Source organism: Methylobacterium sp. WL64 (genome assembly GCF_008039945.1).
Taxonomy (GTDB): domain Bacteria; phylum Pseudomonadota; class Alphaproteobacteria; order Rhizobiales; family Beijerinckiaceae; genus Methylobacterium.
On record NZ_VRVA01000006.1, the window covers coordinates 128622 to 146212 of the forward strand.

The 17591-nt window shown below is 69.3% G+C and carries 14 protein-coding genes; 10 read left to right on the forward strand and 4 right to left on the reverse strand.

The genetic code is table 11. From position 1 onward, the window contains the following. Positions 1-41 precede the first annotated feature (41 nt). Complete coding sequence (pbpC, locus tag FV242_RS05445; RefSeq protein ID WP_187278334.1) at positions 42-2102, forward strand: penicillin-binding protein 1C; 2061 nt, start codon at positions 42-44, stop codon at positions 2100-2102. Between the two features lie 145 nt (positions 2103-2247). Beyond that, on the forward strand, positions 2248-3291 hold the full coding sequence (locus tag FV242_RS05450) for a cytochrome-c peroxidase (RefSeq protein WP_147907327.1): 1044 nt from the start codon (positions 2248-2250) through the stop codon (positions 3289-3291). Positions 3292-3450: 159 nt separating this feature from the next. Here FV242_RS05450 and FV242_RS05455 read toward each other — a convergent pair whose 3' ends face one another. Next, on the reverse strand, positions 3451-3888 hold the full coding sequence (locus FV242_RS05455) for a hypothetical protein (protein ID WP_147938192.1): 438 nt from the start codon (positions 3886-3888) through the stop codon (positions 3451-3453). Beyond that, on the reverse strand, positions 3885-4721 hold the full coding sequence (locus FV242_RS05460; RefSeq protein WP_147907329.1) for an ArsA-related P-loop ATPase: 837 nt from the start codon (positions 4719-4721) through the stop codon (positions 3885-3887). The genes FV242_RS05455 and FV242_RS05460 overlap by 4 nt, the downstream gene beginning before the upstream one ends. Positions 4722-5710: 989 nt before the next feature. Here FV242_RS05460 and FV242_RS05465 point away from each other — a divergent pair. Further along, positions 5711-6763, forward strand: a complete 1053-nt coding sequence (locus FV242_RS05465) for a hypothetical protein (protein WP_147938193.1) — start codon at positions 5711-5713, stop codon at positions 6761-6763. Between the two features lie 8 nt (positions 6764-6771). Here FV242_RS05465 and FV242_RS05470 read toward each other — a convergent pair whose 3' ends face one another. Next, a complete protein-coding gene (locus tag FV242_RS05470) occupies positions 6772-7488 on the reverse strand; it encodes a MarC family protein (RefSeq protein WP_147938194.1) in 717 nt (238 codons plus the stop codon). A gap of 50 nt (positions 7489-7538) precedes the next feature. Continuing rightward, on the reverse strand, positions 7539-8273 hold the full coding sequence (locus tag FV242_RS05475) for a methyltransferase domain-containing protein (protein WP_147907332.1): 735 nt from the start codon (positions 8271-8273) through the stop codon (positions 7539-7541). 179 nt (positions 8274-8452) lie between these two features. Here FV242_RS05475 and gloB point away from each other — a divergent pair, with 179 nt between their 5' ends. The 7 genes from gloB to FV242_RS05510 form a co-directional block, all read left to right on the forward strand. Then, positions 8453-9229 carry a hydroxyacylglutathione hydrolase gene (gene gloB / locus FV242_RS05480; RefSeq protein ID WP_147938195.1) on the forward strand — a complete coding sequence of 259 codons (777 nt, stop codon included), beginning with the start codon at positions 8453-8455 and terminating at the stop codon, positions 9227-9229. Positions 9230-9537: 308 nt separating this feature from the next. After that, complete coding sequence (locus tag FV242_RS05485; RefSeq protein WP_238261510.1) at positions 9538-10155, forward strand: TetR family transcriptional regulator; 618 nt, start codon at positions 9538-9540, stop codon at positions 10153-10155. Between the two features lie 426 nt (positions 10156-10581). Further along, a complete protein-coding gene (mdh, locus tag FV242_RS05490) occupies positions 10582-11544 on the forward strand; it encodes a malate dehydrogenase (protein WP_147938196.1) in 963 nt (320 codons plus the stop codon). A gap of 117 nt (positions 11545-11661) precedes the next feature. After that, positions 11662-12858, forward strand: coding sequence for an ADP-forming succinate--CoA ligase subunit beta (sucC, locus tag FV242_RS05495; protein ID WP_147907335.1), 1197 nt, complete (start codon positions 11662-11664; stop codon positions 12856-12858). A gap of 2 nt (positions 12859-12860) precedes the next feature. Next, on the forward strand, positions 12861-13745 hold the full coding sequence (sucD, locus tag FV242_RS05500) for a succinate--CoA ligase subunit alpha (RefSeq protein WP_147907336.1): 885 nt from the start codon (positions 12861-12863) through the stop codon (positions 13743-13745). A gap of 158 nt (positions 13746-13903) precedes the next feature. Then, positions 13904-16894 carry a 2-oxoglutarate dehydrogenase E1 component gene (locus FV242_RS05505; protein ID WP_147938197.1) on the forward strand — a complete coding sequence of 997 codons (2991 nt, stop codon included), beginning with the start codon at positions 13904-13906 and terminating at the stop codon, positions 16892-16894. A 97-nt stretch (positions 16895-16991) separates the two neighbouring features. Continuing rightward, a partial coding sequence (locus FV242_RS05510; RefSeq protein WP_187278335.1) for a biotin/lipoyl-containing protein occupies positions 16992-17591 on the forward strand: 600 nt, incomplete at its 3' end.

Sequence of the window (17591 nt, forward strand, 5' to 3'; positions counted from 1 at the left end):
CCGCGTCCAGGCTTCGCCGCGCGGCCCGCGCGGGCCTCGCGATGGCGGCACTTCTGGTCGTGCTGGTCTTGGCCGGCGCCGGGCTGGTCTGGCGCTACGCCGCTTCGCTGCCGCCCCTCGACCTGGCGGCGGCCTCGGCGCGCTCGACCGTGGTGCTCGACCGGTCCGACACGCTGCTGCGCCCCTTCGCCACCGCGGACGGCCGCTGGCGGCTTCCGGCCAGAGCGGCGACCGTCGATCCGCGCTACCGGGCGATGCTGCTGGCCTACGAGGATCGGCGCTTCGAGACCCATCCCGGCGTCGACCCGATGGCGATCCTGCGCGCCGCCGGTCAATGGCTGGGGCATGGCCGGATCCTGTCGGGCGGCTCGACCCTGTCGATGCAGGTCGCCCGCCTGGTCGAGCCGCGCCACGGGCGCTCGCTGGAGGCCAAGGTCCGTCAGATGGCGCGGGCTGTGACGCTGGAGCGGCAGCTCGGCAAGGCCGCGTTGCTCGACCTCTACCTGGCGCTCGCCCCCTATGGTGGCCCGCTCGAGGGCGTCCGGGCGGCGAGCCTGGCCTATTTCGGGCGCGAGCCGGCGCGGCTGACGGCGGCGCAGGCGGCCTTGCTCGTCGCCCTGCCGCAATCCCCAGAGACCCGCCGGCCGGACCGCTTCCCGGGCCGCGCCCGGGCCGCCCGCGACAGGGTGCTCGATCGGGTGGCCGGGCGCGGGCTGATCAGCGTGGCCGAGGCCGCTGCCGCCAAGGCAGAGCCGGTCCCGACCGGGCGGAAGCCGTTCCCGATGCTGGCCGCCCACGCCGCCGAGGAGGCGGTCGCGGCCGAGCCCGGGACGGCGGTGATCCGCCTGTCCATCGACGGGCGGCTGCAGGCGCGCCTCGAGGACCTGGCCGCCGAGCGTGCCGCCGCGACCGGACCGGCCCTCTCGGCGGCCATCGTCGTGCTGGACAACCGCGACGGCCGCGTGCTGGCCCAGGTCGGCAGCCCCGGCTACCTGGATCCGAGCCGTCGGGGCGCGATCGATATGACGCTGGCGGTGCGCTCGCCGGGCTCGGCACTGAAGCCGTTCATCTACGCCATGGCCTTCGAGGACGGCCTCGCTCATCCCGAGACGTTGCTGGAAGACCGCCCGGCCCGGTTCTCCGCCAGCTATGCGCCCGAGAACTTCGACCTGACCTTCCAGGGCACGGTCACGGCGCGGCGCGCCCTGCAGCTCTCGCTGAACGTGCCCGCGGTGGCGCTGATGGAGGCCGTCGGGCCCGCACGCTTCATCGCCCGGCTGCGGGCGGCCGGCGCCGGGATACAGCTGCCCCGCGAGGCCGCCCCGGGCCTGCCGGTGGCGCTGGGCGGCCTCGGCATCACGCTCACCGACCTCGCCCGGCTCTATGCCGGCCTCGCCCGGGGCGGCGGAGTGCCCGACATCCTGCGCCGGGCCGGGGGAGCCGCCGGAGCGGGCACGGAGCGCCGGGTCACGGAGCCGGTCGCGGCGTGGTACGTCGCCGACATCCTGCGCGGGACGCCGCCGCCGGAGAACGCGCTGTCGAGCCGCATCGCCTACAAGACCGGCACGTCGTTCGGCTATCGCGACGCCTGGGCGGCGGGGTTCGACCGGCACGTCACCGTGGCGGTCTGGATCGGGCGGCCCGACGGTGCCGCGGTCCCCGGCCTCGTCGGGCGGGTGGCCGCGGCCCCGATCCTGTTCGATGCCTTCGCGCGCCTCGGGATCGAGCCCGAGCCGGTCCTGCAGCCCCGCAACGCCCTGAGCGCCACCGAGGCCGGCGGCTTGCCGCCGCCGCTCCGGCGCCTGCGCCGCGACGGGGCGGAGACGGCCGGCCCCTCCCTCAAGATCGCCTATCCGCCGGACGGGGCGCGGATCGATCTTGGCCTCGCGGCCGATCCGGCCGGGCATGGGGACGGAGGTCCCAGCCTCGCCCTCAAGGCCCTCGGCGGCGTCCCGCCGCTGACCTGGCTGGTCGACGGCCAGCCGGTGGCCCAGACACCCCGCCGGCAGGCCGCGTGGGTCCCGAACGGCGCCGGATTCGCGCGGATCTCGGTTCTCGACGCCACCGGAGCGAGCGACAGCGTCTCCATCCGCCTGGAGTGAAGTGCCGCCTCAGCGTTGCCGACGATCAGAGGCGCCGGGACGCGACATTATGTGCGGGCTAATACGGCCACCAATTTCAGTCTTCATACGAAGATTCATCGGTCATCAACGAATACCGGCCTAATGCTGGCCAGTGAGGTCGGTGATGGCTTGGAAGGTCGGCGCCGCGATCGCGGGGCTTCTCGGTTTGGTGGGTGTGACGGCTGGACTCGGCGGCGGTGCTGATCCGCGCCGGGCCGGCTGGCGCGAGACCTATCGGCCGCCTGCCGAGATCCCGTTCCCGGACGAGAACCCCTACTCGGCCGCCAAGGCCGACCTGGGCCGGCGCCTGTTCTTCGATCCGATCCTGTCCGGCGATGGCACCCGGGCCTGCGCCACCTGTCATCTCCCCGATCTCGGCTGGGGTGACGGGCGCGCCCGCGCCGCGACGCGGATGCAGGGCGACATGGACCTGCGCACGCCGACGCTGATCAACATCGCCTGGCAGGACGGCCCGATGGGCTGGGACGGAAAGTTCAAGACCCTCGAATCCGTCGCGGCGATGCCAATGATCTCGCCGTCCAACATGAACCTGCCGATGGCCGATGCGCTCGCCCGGCTGTCCGCCGACTCGAGCTACGCGGTCGCCTTCGCCACCGCATTCAACGATCCCGCCATCACCCGGGACCGGCTGGAAGCGGCGCTGGCGACGTTCGAGCGCCTGATCGTGACCGGGACGAGCCCGTTCGACCGCTGGATCGCCGGCGACGAGGCCGCCATTGGCGAGCCGGCTAAGCGCGGCTTCGACCTGTTCAACGGCCGGGCCGATTGTGCCGGCTGCCATTCCGGCTGGTCGTTCACCGACAACTCGTTCCACGACATCGGAGTCGGCACCGGCAACGATATCGGCCGGGGCCGCTTCAAGCCCACATCGGTCGCCCTGCGCTACGCCTTCAAGACCCCGACCCTGCGGGAGATCGGCCGCCGGGCCCCCTACATGCACGACGGCTCGTTGGCGACCCTGGAGGCGGTGATCGACCTCTATGACCGCGGTGGGATCGAGCGCCCGAGCCGCTCCCGGGCGATCAAGCCGCTCCATCTCAGCGCGACGGAACGCGCGGATCTGCTGGCGTTCCTCAAGACGCTCTCGACCGAGGCGGCCCCCGACCTGACGACGGCATCATTCACCACCGCGGTCCCGGCGCCGTGACGGCGGCAGCGTAGATCACCGCGTCATTCCAGGGCGCCGCAGGCGAGCCCGGAACGACGAGCGGGTTGCTTTGGCACGACGGCAACATCCAAGCCGCGGAGACGCATCGCGTTGTCTGCCGCCCAACACCGAGCCCCGATAGGCTCGCGACGGCGACCGTCAGCGCGCCAGCCCCGGCTGCGGCGCTCCGATCGCGCGCCGCTCGGTCGCTTCCGGCGCGACGCCGACGCGAGCCTCGATGACCGCGTAGCGATGGGAGAGGTTCGCGAGGCTGACGATGATCCACACGCTGCCCAGCAGGCTCGCCGCCAGCACGCCGAGCAGGACGTAGACCGTGCGGGTGTTGCGCCGTACTTCGACCGACAGGTCCAAGGCGAGGTCCCGGTTGCCCTGGAACAAGGCGTCCCGCGCGGCGACCAACTCGTTGTGCATCTCGCTGATGACGTGGGTGGCGTTGTAGAGCAGCAGCAGGTGGACGACGAAATCGTCGTCTGTGGTGGTGTTGAGGGCGGCCGCGACGCGCACGGCGAGCTGCCGCTCCCAGGGCAGCAGCTCCCGGCCGTGGACCGTCCGGTAGAACCGCTCGAGGTTGTTCACGGACGGAAGGCCTCGCGCCAGGCCGTGTGGAAGTTGCGCCGCAGGCGCCGGCCCTCGACGCGCAGGCGCATCGGCGCGGTCGTCGCCAGTTCCAGCCAAGTCGTGTGCTGGATCCGCAGCGCCTCGATCAGGCGCTCGCCGATCCGCTCGATCTCGGTGGCGCGGAAGTTCGGTTGCGCCCGCAGCTGCCGCACCACGTCGGAGGCTTCCAGATAATCGAAGTTGGTCGCCTGGGCGGTGTTCTTGGCGAGGATCGCCCGGTCGCATTCGAGCAGCAGCGGACGGAGTTCCCGGAGCACGTCGAGGGCGGTGGGATCGACGGCGCCGGCGGCCACGACCACGCAGAGGCGGATCTTCTCCTCGCGGCAGCTCTCGACGATGATCTCGGTGCTGCGCCGGGTCGTCTCGGTGTCGCCCGCTGGGAAGTCGACCACGACGAAGCGCTCGGCGGCGTCCGACACGCGCTCGATCAGGTCTTGGACCAGGGTCGGATCGACGCGGCCGGTGGAGTCCTCGGCCCGCAGGCGCTGCCGGAAGCAGGACACGCCCGGACGGCGCGGCATGAAGCTCTGGCTGCCCGGGTCGGTCTCACGCATCAGCGCCGTGTGGAAGTGCCGGTTGGCCGGGTCGGTGTCGACCGCAAGGACCGGCCCGACCTCGGCACAGAGATCCGCGATCTGCAACGCGATGGTCGTCTTGCCGACGCCGCCCTTGCCGCCCAGGCACAGGATCAGGACCTTGGTGTTGCCGGGGCCGAGCAGATCCTGCTGGATGTCCTGAAGCTCGGACGGGGTGTACCAGGCCGGAACCTTGAGCTGCGTGACGTCGGTCATGAAAGTCTCCTCGGGTTGAAGGGCGCAGGTCGGCGTCCGCGCGGGCGCTGCTGCGCCGGGCCGGGACGGTCCTGCAGGGGTTTCAGGGTCGGTATCGTCGATCCGGGCTCGTCCGGCGGGCAGCCGGGCCGCCTGTCTGCGCACGGTCGATCGCCGACCGGGACGCGGTGAACGGGCCTCGTGACGGCGGGAGAGCGGGGCCGCGGTTTTGGGCGCTTGGGCCGGGCACGCTCAAGCCGGACGTCCGCCCAGGCATCGGCCGATCGCTCGCCCACCGCCCGATGGCCGGCGATCCCCGCAAAGTGGCGCAGTGGACGCGGGATGGCGGAACCGGATGTGGCCCCGCCGTGGCATAGCGCCGTACAGGTCGGGACCCGAAATGTTTGCCCTCGTCACGCCTCGCACTCCGTTGCCGGCCCGGTGCCGCGGCGGGACCGCGTCAGTTCGTCGTCTGGCCAGCGTCGCGCAGGAGCGAGAGTTCGCCCAGCGCGGCGCCAGAGGCAAGCCTATAATCCGAACTGTTGACAGCTTATCCGTGCGTATGATCGCAATTTCTCAGACTCAGTTCGCAAAAAATATCTCTTTCTTCGATAAAATTCCATCATCTTCGATTTTAAATACGTATTTATTCAAATTTATATATCTAGCACACGTCAATATACGCGGGATCTTAGGCTAAATATTGCCAAATGCTCGGATGATACATCTTGGTCATCGAGGCGTATTGGGACGCCACCGCTGGTGGCGCGTCCTCAGATCCCGTCTCGAAACACGATTGCGGTTGCCGGTGAGGCTCAGGACGGCGGATGGCTTGCCGTTTCCGGATCCGGGATCAGGCCATCGCGGGACCGGCGCGCGGCTCGGCAACGCTTGAAATCCACAGCGTTAACCTTCCACTCATATTCGTTAATAAACCATTGGCGAGAAGCCTATTAACCTATCTAAATAGAGCGGTAACCACGGTGTCGACATGCACCGGTGAGGCTCCGATGCTACCAATCAAGACAAAGCGCACGTCAGCCGGATACGCTCTCGCCGCCGCCGGAGCCGCGAGCCTCGCGGCCACCGGCGAGGCCCAGGCCCACGTCAAGTGGTTCTGCGCCTACGACGTCGCCGGGCAGCCCCAGGGCCTCGAGCAGGTGCTGTGCGCCAACTTCGAGGGACTCACCGTCCTGGCTCTGGTGTGCCTGATGTTCGGGTGCCTGGCCGAGGGCACGCCGCTGGGCGGCGCCCTGCTCAACGCGCTGGATCGTGTGACCTCCCGGGTCCGGACCGACACCGAGCTGCTGGTCCGCGCCACGCTGGGTTTCTTCTTCGTCTCGCTCTGGGAACTCGGTGGCATCATCCTCACCCCCGAACTCAAGACCGACGTCGCCTGGATCCCGTGGTTCCAGCTCGCGCTGGCCGCCGGCCTGATCTGGCGCCGAACCATGCCGCTCACCGGCCTGGGCATCGTCTTCCTGTTCAGCTTCGCCACGGCGCAATACGGCGTCTTCCACTTGGCCGACTACCCGATCTTCCTGGGCGTGGCCGTCTACCTGATCTGCCGCGGCCTGGACCTCTCGCCCTTCGGCGTGCGCCCGCTCGACATCGTGCGCTGGACCGCCGCCATCACGCTGATGTGGGCGTCGATCGAGAAGTGGGCCTATCCGGAATGGACTGCGCCGCTAATCGCTGCCAAGCCGCAGATGACGCTCGGCGCCACCCCGGAACTGTTCATGCAGGCAGCCGGCGTCATCGAGTTCACCCTGGCCTTCGCGCTGCTCTGGACCCCGCTGGTGCGGCGCGCATCGGCGATCATTTTGGCCGCGATCTTCGTCTCGGCGGTGTTCGAGTTCGGCAAGGTCGATGCGATCGGGCATTCCGGGATCATCGTGGTGCTGATGGCAATCGCCGCCGACGATGTCCGGATCGCGGTCCGGGCCCGCCACGTGGTGCTGGCGCCGGCCTGGTACGGGGCCGCCCTGGCGCTCTTCCTCTTCCTCTACTACGCGGGCCACGCGGCCCTGTTCGGCGGGCTCGACACCCTGCCGGTGATCTGAGGCGCGGATCAGCGCGCTGCGAGTAGCGGCGCGAACACGTCGGTCAGGCCGGTGATCAGGATCTGGGTCCCGACGCAGAGCAGCAGGAACGCGAACAGGCGGCCGGTCACCCGCGCCCGGGCCGGGCCGATCAACGCCACCACCCGGTCGGCCGAGGCGTAGATCAGCGCCACCGCGAGCGCCACGACGAGAGCCGCCAAGGTGACGCCGAGATAGAAGCCGAACCGGTCCGCGTAGGCGGCGGGCCGGTTCGCGCCCAAGCTGATCGCCACCGCGATGGTGCCGGGCCCGGTGGTGAACGGCAGGGTCAGCGGGAAGAACGCGATCTCGGCCAACGGCGCCGGCGCCGGGTCGCGGCTCGCCTCGATCAGGGTCGTCGCCCCGCGGTCCTTCGAGCCGGACGCTTCGGCCTGCTTGCGGGCCTCGCGCGCCTCGGGGCGGTTGAGCTGGGTCCAGGCCGAGGACATCACCTCCAGTCCGCCCGCGATCCGCAGGGCCGCCAGGGTCACTCCGAAAAAGTTGAGGATCGGTGTGCCGGCCCAGAGGGCGCCGAGCATCACCAGGGCGGCATAGACGCCGATCTTGCGCGACAGCAGCACCCGCTCGGCATGGCTGTAGGCGGTGGTCACCTGCGCGAAGATGAAGGCCCCGCCGATCGGGTTCACGATCGCGATCAGGCCCGAGAAGGCGAGCAGGAACTGCTGGATTGTGAAATCGATGCTCATCAGGGCCGCCGCCTAGCCCAACAGGCCTCCGACGACCAGCCTATCGCTCTTCAGCCCGGCGACGGCGCGGGCACCAGCACCCGCGCGGGGGCGAGGCGGCGGGCGCGGCGCACCTGCTGGACCGCGATCGGTCGGTAGAGCTGCTTGGTCGCGTGGACCACGTGCAGGCCGGCGAAGGGCAGGGCCAAGCCTGAGCCAAGCCGCTCCCAGGCGGGACCGGTGCGCAGCATCAGCCGCGAGCGCACCGGCGGCATGTACAGGGTCTCGGCCCAGCCCTCGGGCGAGAACAGCGTGTCCCGCATCAACCGGCCGAGCTGCGAGCGGCTGTAGGGCTGGCCGTGGCCGAACGGCGTCGCCTCGCGCCGGGCCCAGACGCCGCGCCGGTTCGGCACCACCAGGATCATCCGGCCGCCCGGGGTGAGAGTGCGCCAGACCTCCTGCAGCAGTTCCGTCGGGCTCTCCACCGATTCGAGCGCGTGGACCAGGACGACCCGGTCGATGGCGGCCTCGGGCAGCGGCATCATGGTCGGGTCGGCCAAAGCCGTGCAGGACCGGCCGGTGCCGGGCCAGTTCACCACCCCTTGCGTCGCCGGCATGAACGCCAGGGTGCGCTCGGCGATGCAGTGGATCGGCCCGAGATACGGCGTCGCGTAGCCCAGTCCGAGGACCCGCAGGCCCGAGACCGAACCCAGGAACCCGTGAAGGGCGCGGGCGACGACGCGGTGCGTCTCGGCCCCCAGGGGGCTGGCATAGAAGGCGCGCAGGCCGTTGACGTCGAGACGCATGGACGAACAGGACACCGAGCCCGGGACGATGATCAACCTCAATGGTGAGACGCGATGCGCGCCGCAAGCGCCATCGATCCCCCCGGCGAAGGAACCCGCTCGATTGCCGCCGGTTCACGGCTGACGTTTCGCGCTGCGACGCGCCGGTGCAGTGTCGCAGCCCCGGGAGAGGGAATCCGATGGCTGCCGAGACCGAGATCCGAACCTTCCTGTGCCGCAGCGACAATATCGGGGTCCTGATCCGAGATCCGGCCACCGGCGCCTGCGCGGCGATCGACGTGCCGGAGGCCGGCCCGGTCCTGAAGGCCCTCGACGAGACCGGCTGGCGCCTGACCGACATCCTCGTCACCCACCGGCACGGCGATCACATCGAGGGCATCCCGGCAGTGAAGCGGGCGACCGGAGCCCGGGTGGTGGCCCCCGCCAAGGCGGGCGGCGCGGTGCCGGAGGTGGACATCACGGTCCGCGAGGGCGACACGGTGCAGGTCGGCGGGCTCAAGGCCCAGGTCTGGGAGACCCCCGGCCATTGCGCCGACCACGTCACCTACTGGTTCGCCGAGGCCGGCCTCGTCTGCTCCGGCGACACGCTGTTCACCCTCGGCTGCGGCCGGGTGATGGAGAGCCCGCCCGAGACCTTGTGGCGCTCCCTGCGCCGGTTCGAGCAACTGCCCGACGAGACCCGCGTCTTCAGCGGCCACGATTACGTCTTGTCGAATGCCCGATTCGCACTGGCGGCGGACCCGGAGAATCGCGACCTGATGGCGCGCAAAGTGGAGGCAGACCGTGCGAAGGCCGAAGGACGCTTCCTGATTCCCTCGACCATGGGCGCGGAGCGCGCGACCAATCCGTTCCTGCGCAGCAGCCTGCCTGCCCTGGCTAGATCAGTCGAACTCGGAGCCGGCACAGATCCGGAAGCGGTGTTTGTGGCACTGCGTGCGTGGAAGGACCGCTTCTAGAGGCGGTGATAACCAAGAAAATTTTGTTGCGTTCTCAAGCCGAACTGACCCATACCCTGTGCAAGCGGTACCAATCCGCTAAGTCAACGGGCTCCCGGGGGGAAGCCGTAACGTCAACGCGAAGCGCCGGGACGCTTCCGCCGGTCTGATGGGGGTCCGTCTCGCCCTACCACCTGTCCACCTCCCGCCTTCCGCTTCCGTTCCTTAAGCCAGAATCCGACGGGGCTAAGGACGAGGCGCTCAGCGCAAAGACCAAGATTCCTGCAAGCGACACGACCGCCAGTGACGCGCTTCGCGACACCGGCGAGGTGGCAACCCCGTCGCGTCCCCGCGCGCCGGTCGCGGCCGATGTGCGGCTGCTCGGCATCGCCACCGAACACCTCTCCCGCCTTGGGCCCAAGCGCGTGACGGTGGTGGCCGTGGCGGCGGAAGCCGGCATGACGCACGCCAACGTCTACCGCTACTTCCCGTCGAAGGACGCGCTCCTCGACGCGGTGGCAGGGCGCTGGCTGCGCGAGGTCGAAGCCCGACTCGCCGGCATCGCCGACGCACCCGACCCGGCCGACGACAAGATCGAGCGGCTGCTCACCGCCCTGGCCACGGTGCAGCGCGACGCGCTGTTCGACGAGCCGAACCTGTTTGCGGTCCATCTCGACGCCACGGTGTCGGCCCGGCCGATCGCCCGGCGGCACCGGGTCCGTTTGCGGAGCCTCGTCGAGCGGGTGGTCGAAGAGGGAATCACCTCGGGCATCTTTTCGGCCCGGGACCGGGAGCGGGCGATCGCCTACATCTTCGATGCGAGCTACCGCTTCACGCATCCGCTGGCGATTCAGCACGATGCCGACGTACCGCGGGACCTGATCGAGGCGCGATTCGGGGCGGTCATCCACGCGATCCAGCGGGTTCTCCGGTCTGGGATCCTCTGAGGACGGACCACACTCCAGTGTTGGTCGACAACGCTTCGAAAGGCCCGGACATCGCGTCCGGGCCTTTCGCGTTTTTGGCCATGATGGTGCATTATGGCTCAGCGAGTTCGACGGCCCTGAAATTCCTGAAATGACAGGATCTCGGATCTGTTATCTGAGCTTTGCCGCACCGGCGGGGCCGGGTGCAGTGCACCTAAAAGCCTCGCCGCATTGGCGTTTCGTCGCCCGGGCTTGCGCCCTCCACGTCAGGCCCGGGCCAGCCCGGCCGAGTCTGCAACGGTCCATCGGGTTGAAGCGACGAGGCTTTTCGGCCACACAACCGCGCAGATTCCAGAGCGGCGAATCCCGCGCCGGCACCGACCAGTGGACGGTCCCGGCGCCTCGCCGATCCCACCGAAGACGACACGCAGCGGAGGTTGATCCGACATGGCTCGCAACAAGATCGCGCTCATCGGTGCCGGCCAGATCGGCGGCACCCTGGCCCTCCTGGCTGGCCTGAAGGATCTCGGCGACGTGGTGCTGTTCGACATCGTCGACGGCGTGCCGCAGGGCAAGGCGCTCGACATCGCCGAGGCCGCCCCGGTCGAGGGTTTCGACGCGACCTACGCGGGCGCGAGCGACTATGCAGCCATCAAGGGCGCCGACGTGGTGATCGTCACCGCCGGCGTGCCGCGCAAGCCCGGGATGAGCCGCGACGACCTGATCGGCATCAACCTCAAGGTCATGCAGGCGGTGGGCGAGGGCATCAAGGCCTACGCCCCGGACGCCTTCGTGATCTGCATCACCAACCCGCTCGACGCGATGGTCTGGGCCCTGCAGAAATTCTCGGGGCTCCCCACCAACAAGATCGTCGGCATGGCCGGCGTGCTCGACTCGGCCCGCTTCCGCCACTTCCTGGCCGAGGAATTCAAGGTCTCGGTCGAGGACGTCACCGCCTTCGTGCTGGGCGGCCACGGCGACGACATGGTGCCGCTCACCCGCTACTCGACGGTCGCGGGCGTGCCGCTCACGGATCTGGTCAAGCTCGGGTGGACCACCCAGGAGAAGCTCGACGCCATGGTCGAGCGGACCCGCAAGGGCGGCGGCGAGATCGTCAACCTGCTCAAGACCGGCTCGGCCTTCTACGCGCCGGCCTCCTCCGCCATCGCCATGGCCGAGAGCTACCTGCGCGACAAGAAGCGGGTCCTGCCCTGTGCCGCCTATCTGGACGGCCAGTACGGCGTGACCGGCATGTTCATCGGCGTGCCGATCGTCATCGGCGCCGGCGGCGTGGAGCGCGTTATCGAAGTCACGTTCGACCCGGCCGAGAAGGCGATGTTCGAGAAGTCCGTCGCCTCGGTGACCGGCCTGATCGAAGCCTGCAAGAGCGTCGACGCCAATCTCGCCTGATCACGGGGCGAATAGCGAATAGGGTTTGGCGATTGGTGACCCAGCCGAGGTCCTATCGCACTCTAGAAGCTACTCGCTATTCGCTACCCCCTACTCGCTCCTCCGTATGAGGTCCCGATGAACATCCATGAATACCAGGCCAAGGCCGTCTTGAAGGAGTTCGGCCTGCCGGTCTCCCGCGGCGTTCCGATCTTCGATCCGTCGGAGGCCGAGGCCGCCGCCAAGGAGCTCGGCGGCCCGGTCTGGGTCGTTAAGAGCCAGATTCACGCGGGCGGCCGCGGCAAGGGCACGTTCAAAGGCGCCCCGGAGGGTGCGAAGGGCGGCGTGCGCGTCACCAAGTCGATCGACGAGGTGAAGCTTTACGCCGGCGAGATGCTCGGCCAGACCCTGGTGACGATCCAGACCGGGCCGGCCGGCAAGCAGGTCAACCGCCTCTATATCGAGGAGGGCGCCCAGATCGCCGAGGAGTTCTACCTCTCGATGCTGGTCGACCGCGCCACCGGCGGCGTGGCCTTCGTGGTCTCCACCGAGGGCGGCATGGACATCGAGGCGGTCGCCCACGACACGCCCGAGAAGATCCACACGATCCCGGTCGATCCCGCCACGGGCGTGATGCCCCATCACGGCCGCGCGGTCGCCAAGGCGCTGGGCCTTTCCGGCGCCCAGGCCAAGGAAGCCGCCTCGCTCACCGAGAAGCTCTACGCGGCGTTCGTGTCCAAGGACATGAGCATGCTGGAGATCAACCCGCTGGTGCTCACCGCCGACGGCCACCTCAAGTGCCTCGACGCCAAGATCTCGTTCGACTCGAACGCGCTCTACAAGCATGCCGACATCGTCGCGCTGCGGGACGAGACCGAGGAGGACGCCAAGGAGATCGAGGCGTCGAAATACGACCTCGCCTACATCGCGCTGGACGGCACGATCGGCTGCATGGTCAACGGCGCCGGTCTGGCCATGGCCACCCTCGACATCATCAAGCTCTACGGCGAGAGCCCGGCCAACTTCCTCGACGTCGGCGGCGGCGCCTCCGAGGAGAAGGTGACCGCGGCGTTCAAGATCATCACCGCCGACCCGCAGGTGAAGGGCATCCTCGTCAACATCTTCGGCGGGATCATGAAGTGCGACGTCATCGCCCGCGGCGTCATCGCCGCCGTCAAGGCGGTGGGCCTGCAGGTGCCCCTGGTGGTGCGCCTGGAAGGCACCAACGTCGAAGAGGGCAAGGACATCATCCGGGGCTCCGGCCTCAACGTGATCCCGGCGGACGACCTCGACGACGCCGCCCAGAAGATCGTCGCCGCCGTGAAGGGAGCCTGATCATGTCGGTGATGATCGACGCGAACACCAAGGTCATCTGCCAGGGTTTCACCGGCAAGAACGGGACCTTCCACTCCGAGCAGGCAATCGCGTACGGGACCAAGATGGTCGGCGGCACCAGCCCCGGAAAGGGCGGCGCGAGCCATCTGGGCCTGCCCGTGTTCGACACGGTCGCCGAAGCCCGCGAGGCCACCGGCGCCGACGCCTCGGTGGTCTACGTGCCGCCGCCCGGCGCCGCCGACGCGATCTGCGAGGCGATCGCCGCCGAGATCCCGCTGATCGTGTGCATCACGGAGGGCATCCCGGTGCTCGACATGGTGCGGGTGAAGCGGGCGCTGACCGGGTCGAAGTCGCGCCTCGTCGGCCCGAACTGCCCCGGCATCGTCACAGCCGGCCAGTCGAAGATCGGCATCATGCCGGCCAACATCTTCCGCCAGGGCTCGGTCGGCATCGTCTCGCGCTCTGGCACGCTGACCTACGAGGCCGTGTTCCAGACCACCAACGCCGGCCTCGGCCAGACCACGGCCGTGGGCATCGGCGGCGACCCGGTGAAGGGCACCGAATTCATCGACGTACTGGAGCTGTTCCTGGCGGACCCGAAGACCGAGTCGATCGTGATGATCGGCGAGATCGGCGGCTCGGCCGAGGAGGAGGCTGCGCAGTTCCTGCGGGACGAAGCCAAGCGCGGGCGCAAGAAGCCGATGGTCGGCTTCATCGCCGGACGCACGGCGCCTCCGGGCCGCCGCATGGGCCATGCCGGCGCGATCATCTCGGGCGGCAAGGGCGGCGCCGAGGACAAGATTGCCGCCATGGAGGCGGCCGGCATCCGTGTCTCGCCGTCGCCGGCCCGGCTCGGCTCGACGCTCGTCGACGTCCTCAAGGGCTGAGGCCAGCGCGCCTGCGTTGCGGCCGGCGCAGGGCCGCGACACCCATATCGACCTTGTCGGGGCGCGCTTTCGCCCCGGGTCAATTTCAGGGCGATCCGCACTGCGAGCGGGTCGCCGACAGGGCAGCCGGCCTGCCCGCGCGACAGGATGAACGGACCATGGCACGCCAGGACGTGAACGAAGCGCTTCTCGAAACCTCGTTCCTCTACGGCGCCAACGCCGCATACATCGAGGAATTGCAGGCGGCCTACGCCCGCAACCCGGCCTCGGTGGATCCGGAATGGCAGGCCTTCTTCAAGGGCCTGGGCGAGGACGAGACCCTCGTCGAGAAGAACGCCGCGGGCGCGTCCTGGGAGAAGCCGAACTGGCCGGTGCCGGCGAATGGCGAACTGGTTTCGGCGCTCGACGGCAATTGGGGCGCGCTCGAGAAGGTGATCGGCGACAAGATCGTCGCCCGGGACGCCAAGGAGCCCAAGCCCGGCAAGCCGGTCGACAGCGTCGCCGCCACCACGGGCGTGTCGGTCGAGCAGGCGGCCAAGGATTCGGTGCGGGCGATCATGCTGATCCGCTCCTACCGGATGCGCGGTCACCTGCATGCCAAGCTCGATCCGCTCGGCCTCGCCCCGCGCGGCGACCACGAGGAGCTGCACCCGCAGCATTACGGCTTCACCGAAGACGCCGACTGGGATCGCCCGATCTTCCTCGACAACGTGCTCGGCCTCCAGTTCGGGACGATCCGCGAGATCGTCGACATCCTTGAGCGGACCTATTGCCAGACGCTCGGCGTCGAGTTCATGCACATCTCCGATCCCGCCGAGAAGGCGTGGATCCAGGAGCGCATCGAGGGCAAGGACAAGGAGATTTCCTTCACGCCTGAAGGCCGTCGGGCGATCCTCAACAAGCTGATCGAGGCCGAGGGCTTCGAGAAGTTCCTGGACCTGAAGTACACCGGGACCAAGCGCTTCGGCCTCGACGGCAGCGAGTCGATGATTCCGGCGCTGGAGCAGATCATCAAGCGCGGTGGCGCGCTCGGCGTGCGCGAGATCGTGCTCGGCATGGCGCACCGGGGCCGGCTCAACGTGCTCACCAACGTGATGGCGAAGCCGTTCCGGGCGGTGTTCCACGAGTTCAAGGGCGGCTCCGCGTCGCCGGCCGAGGTCGAGGGCTCGGGCGACGTGAAGTACCACCTGGGCGCCTCGTCCGACCGGGCCTTCGACGGCAACAACGTCCACCTGTCGCTCACCGCCAACCCGTCCCACCTCGAGATCGTCGATCCTGTGGTGCTCGGTAAGGTGCGGGCCAAGCAGGACCAGTGGGCCAAGCCGCATATCCAGCGCGCCAGCGTGCTGCCGCTGCTGATCCACGGCGATGCCGCCTTCGCCGGACAGGGCGTGGTCGCTGAATGCTTCGGCCTGTCGGGGCTGAAGGGCCACCGCACCGGCGGCTCGGTGCACTTCATCATCAACAACCAGATCGGCTTCACCACCGACCCGCGGTTCTCCCGCTCCTCGCCTTATCCGTCGGACGTGGCGAAGATGGTCGAGGCGCCGATCTTCCACTGCAACGGCGACGACCCGGAGGCCGTGACCTTCGCGGCCAAGGTGGCGGTCGAGTACCGGCAGAAGTTCGGCAAGCCGGTCGTGATCGACATGCTGTGCTACCGCCGCTTCGGCCACAACGAGGGCGACGAGCCGGCCTTCACCCAGCCGAAGATGTACCAGCGGATCCGCAAGCATCCCTCGGTGCTGGAGACCTACGGCCGCCGGCTCGTGGACAACGGAACCCTCGACCAGCCGGCGCTGGACGCCCGCAAGGCCGAGTTCCGCCAGATGCTCGACAGCGAGCTCGACGTCGCCACCAACTACAAGGCCAACAAGGCCGACTGGCTCGACGGCCGCTGGTCCGGCTTCAAGGCCGTGCACGAGGACGTCGACGACCCGCGCCGCGGCCGCACCGCGGTGCCGGCCGAGACCCTGCAGGAGATCGGCCGCAAGATCACCCAGGCGCCCCCCGGCTTCCACCTGCACCGGACCATCCAGCGGTTCATGGACAACCGCGCCAAGGCGGTGGAGACCGGCGCCGGCATCGACTGGGCGACCGCCGAGGCCCTGGCCTTCGGGGCGACCCTGCTCGACGGCAACCGGGTCCGGCTCTCCGGCCAGGACGTCGAGCGCGGCACCTTCTCGCAGCGCCACGCCGTTGTGATCGACCAGGAGAACGAGCAGCGCTTCACGCCGCTCAACGCCATCCGCGACGGCCAGGCCTCGATCGAGATCATCAACTCGATGCTCTCCGAGGAGGCGGTGCTCGGCTTCGAGTACGGCTACTCGCTGGCCGAGCCGAACGCCCTGGTCCTGTGGGAGGCGCAGTTCGGCGACTTCGCCAACGGCGCCCAGGTGGTGATGGACCAGTTCATCGCGAGCGGCGAGCGCAAGTGGCTGCGCATGTCCGGCCTAGTGCTGCTGCTGCCGCACGGCTACGAGGGCCAGGGCCCCGAGCACTCCTCCGCCCGCCTGGAGCGCTACCTCCAGGCCTGCGCCGAGGACAACATGCAGGTGGCCAACGTCACCACGCCGGCCAACTACTTCCACATCCTGCGCCGGCAGCTGAAGCGGGACTTCCGCAAGCCGCTGGTGCTAATGACCCCGAAGTCGCTGCTGCGCCACAAGCGGGCGGTCTCGACGCTCGACGCGCTGGCCGAGGGTTCCACCTTCCACCGCGTCCTGTGGGACGATGCCGAGGAGGAGGGCGCGCCCAACAAGCTGGTGCGCGACGACAAGATCCGCCGCGTCGTCCTGTGCTCCGGCAAGGTCTATTACGACCTGCTGGAGGAGCGAGAGAAGCGCGGCCTCAACGACGTCTACCTGATGCGCGTCGAGCAGCTCTACCCGTTCCCGCTCAAGGCACTCGCCAACGAGATGGGCCGGTTCCGCAACGCGGACGTGGTCTGGTGCCAGGAGGAGCCCAAGAACATGGGCGCCTGGTCCTTCGTCGAGCCCTACCTCGAATGGGTGCTCGGCCAGGCCGGCTCCGCGGTGAAGCGCGCCCGCTACGTCGGCCGTCCGGCCTCCGCGTCCACGGCTGTGGGCCAGATGTCCAAGCACCAGGCCCAGCTCCAGGCGTTCCTCAACGAGGCGCTGGCGGTCTGATTTTATGGAGCCCGGCGGTCATCCGCCCGGGCGCCGCCGCCCTCAACAATTCCAGGCCGTCCGGCACGGCCCAACCGATCCGGAAGTGCGAAAGACCATGGCTACCGACATCCTCGTCCCGACGCTCGGCGAATCCGTGACCGAGGCCACCATCGGCCGCTGGTTCAAGAAGCCCGGCGACACGGTCGCGGTCGATGAGCCGATCGTCGAGCTCGAGACCGACAAGGTCACCCTGGAGGTCAACGCTCCGGCGGCCGGCCAGCTCGGCGAGATCCTGGTCAAGGACGGTGAGACGGTGGAGCCCGGCGCGCTGCTCGGCTCGATCGTCGAGGCCGGTGCCGCTGCGGCCTCCGGCGGCGGCAAGAAGGCCGCCGCCAAGGAGGCCCCGAAGGAGGCCGCCGAGACCAAGTCCGAGAGCCGCAGCGAGGCGCCGAAGCCGGCCGCCCCCGCGAAGTCCGAGGCGCCCGCCCGGGAATCGTCCGCCGGCTACGGCAACCACGGCGACGCCGGAGCCCCGGCCTCCCAGCGCCCGACCGGCGACAACGGCCCGGCGGTGGCCAAGCTCGCCCGCGAGAGCGGCGTCGATCCCTCCGGCATCAACGGCTCCGGCAAGGACGGCCGCGTGACCAAGGGCGACATGCTCGGCGCGATCTCCAAGGGCCCGAGCCCGGCCCCGGCCGCCCCCGCCAGGGAGGCC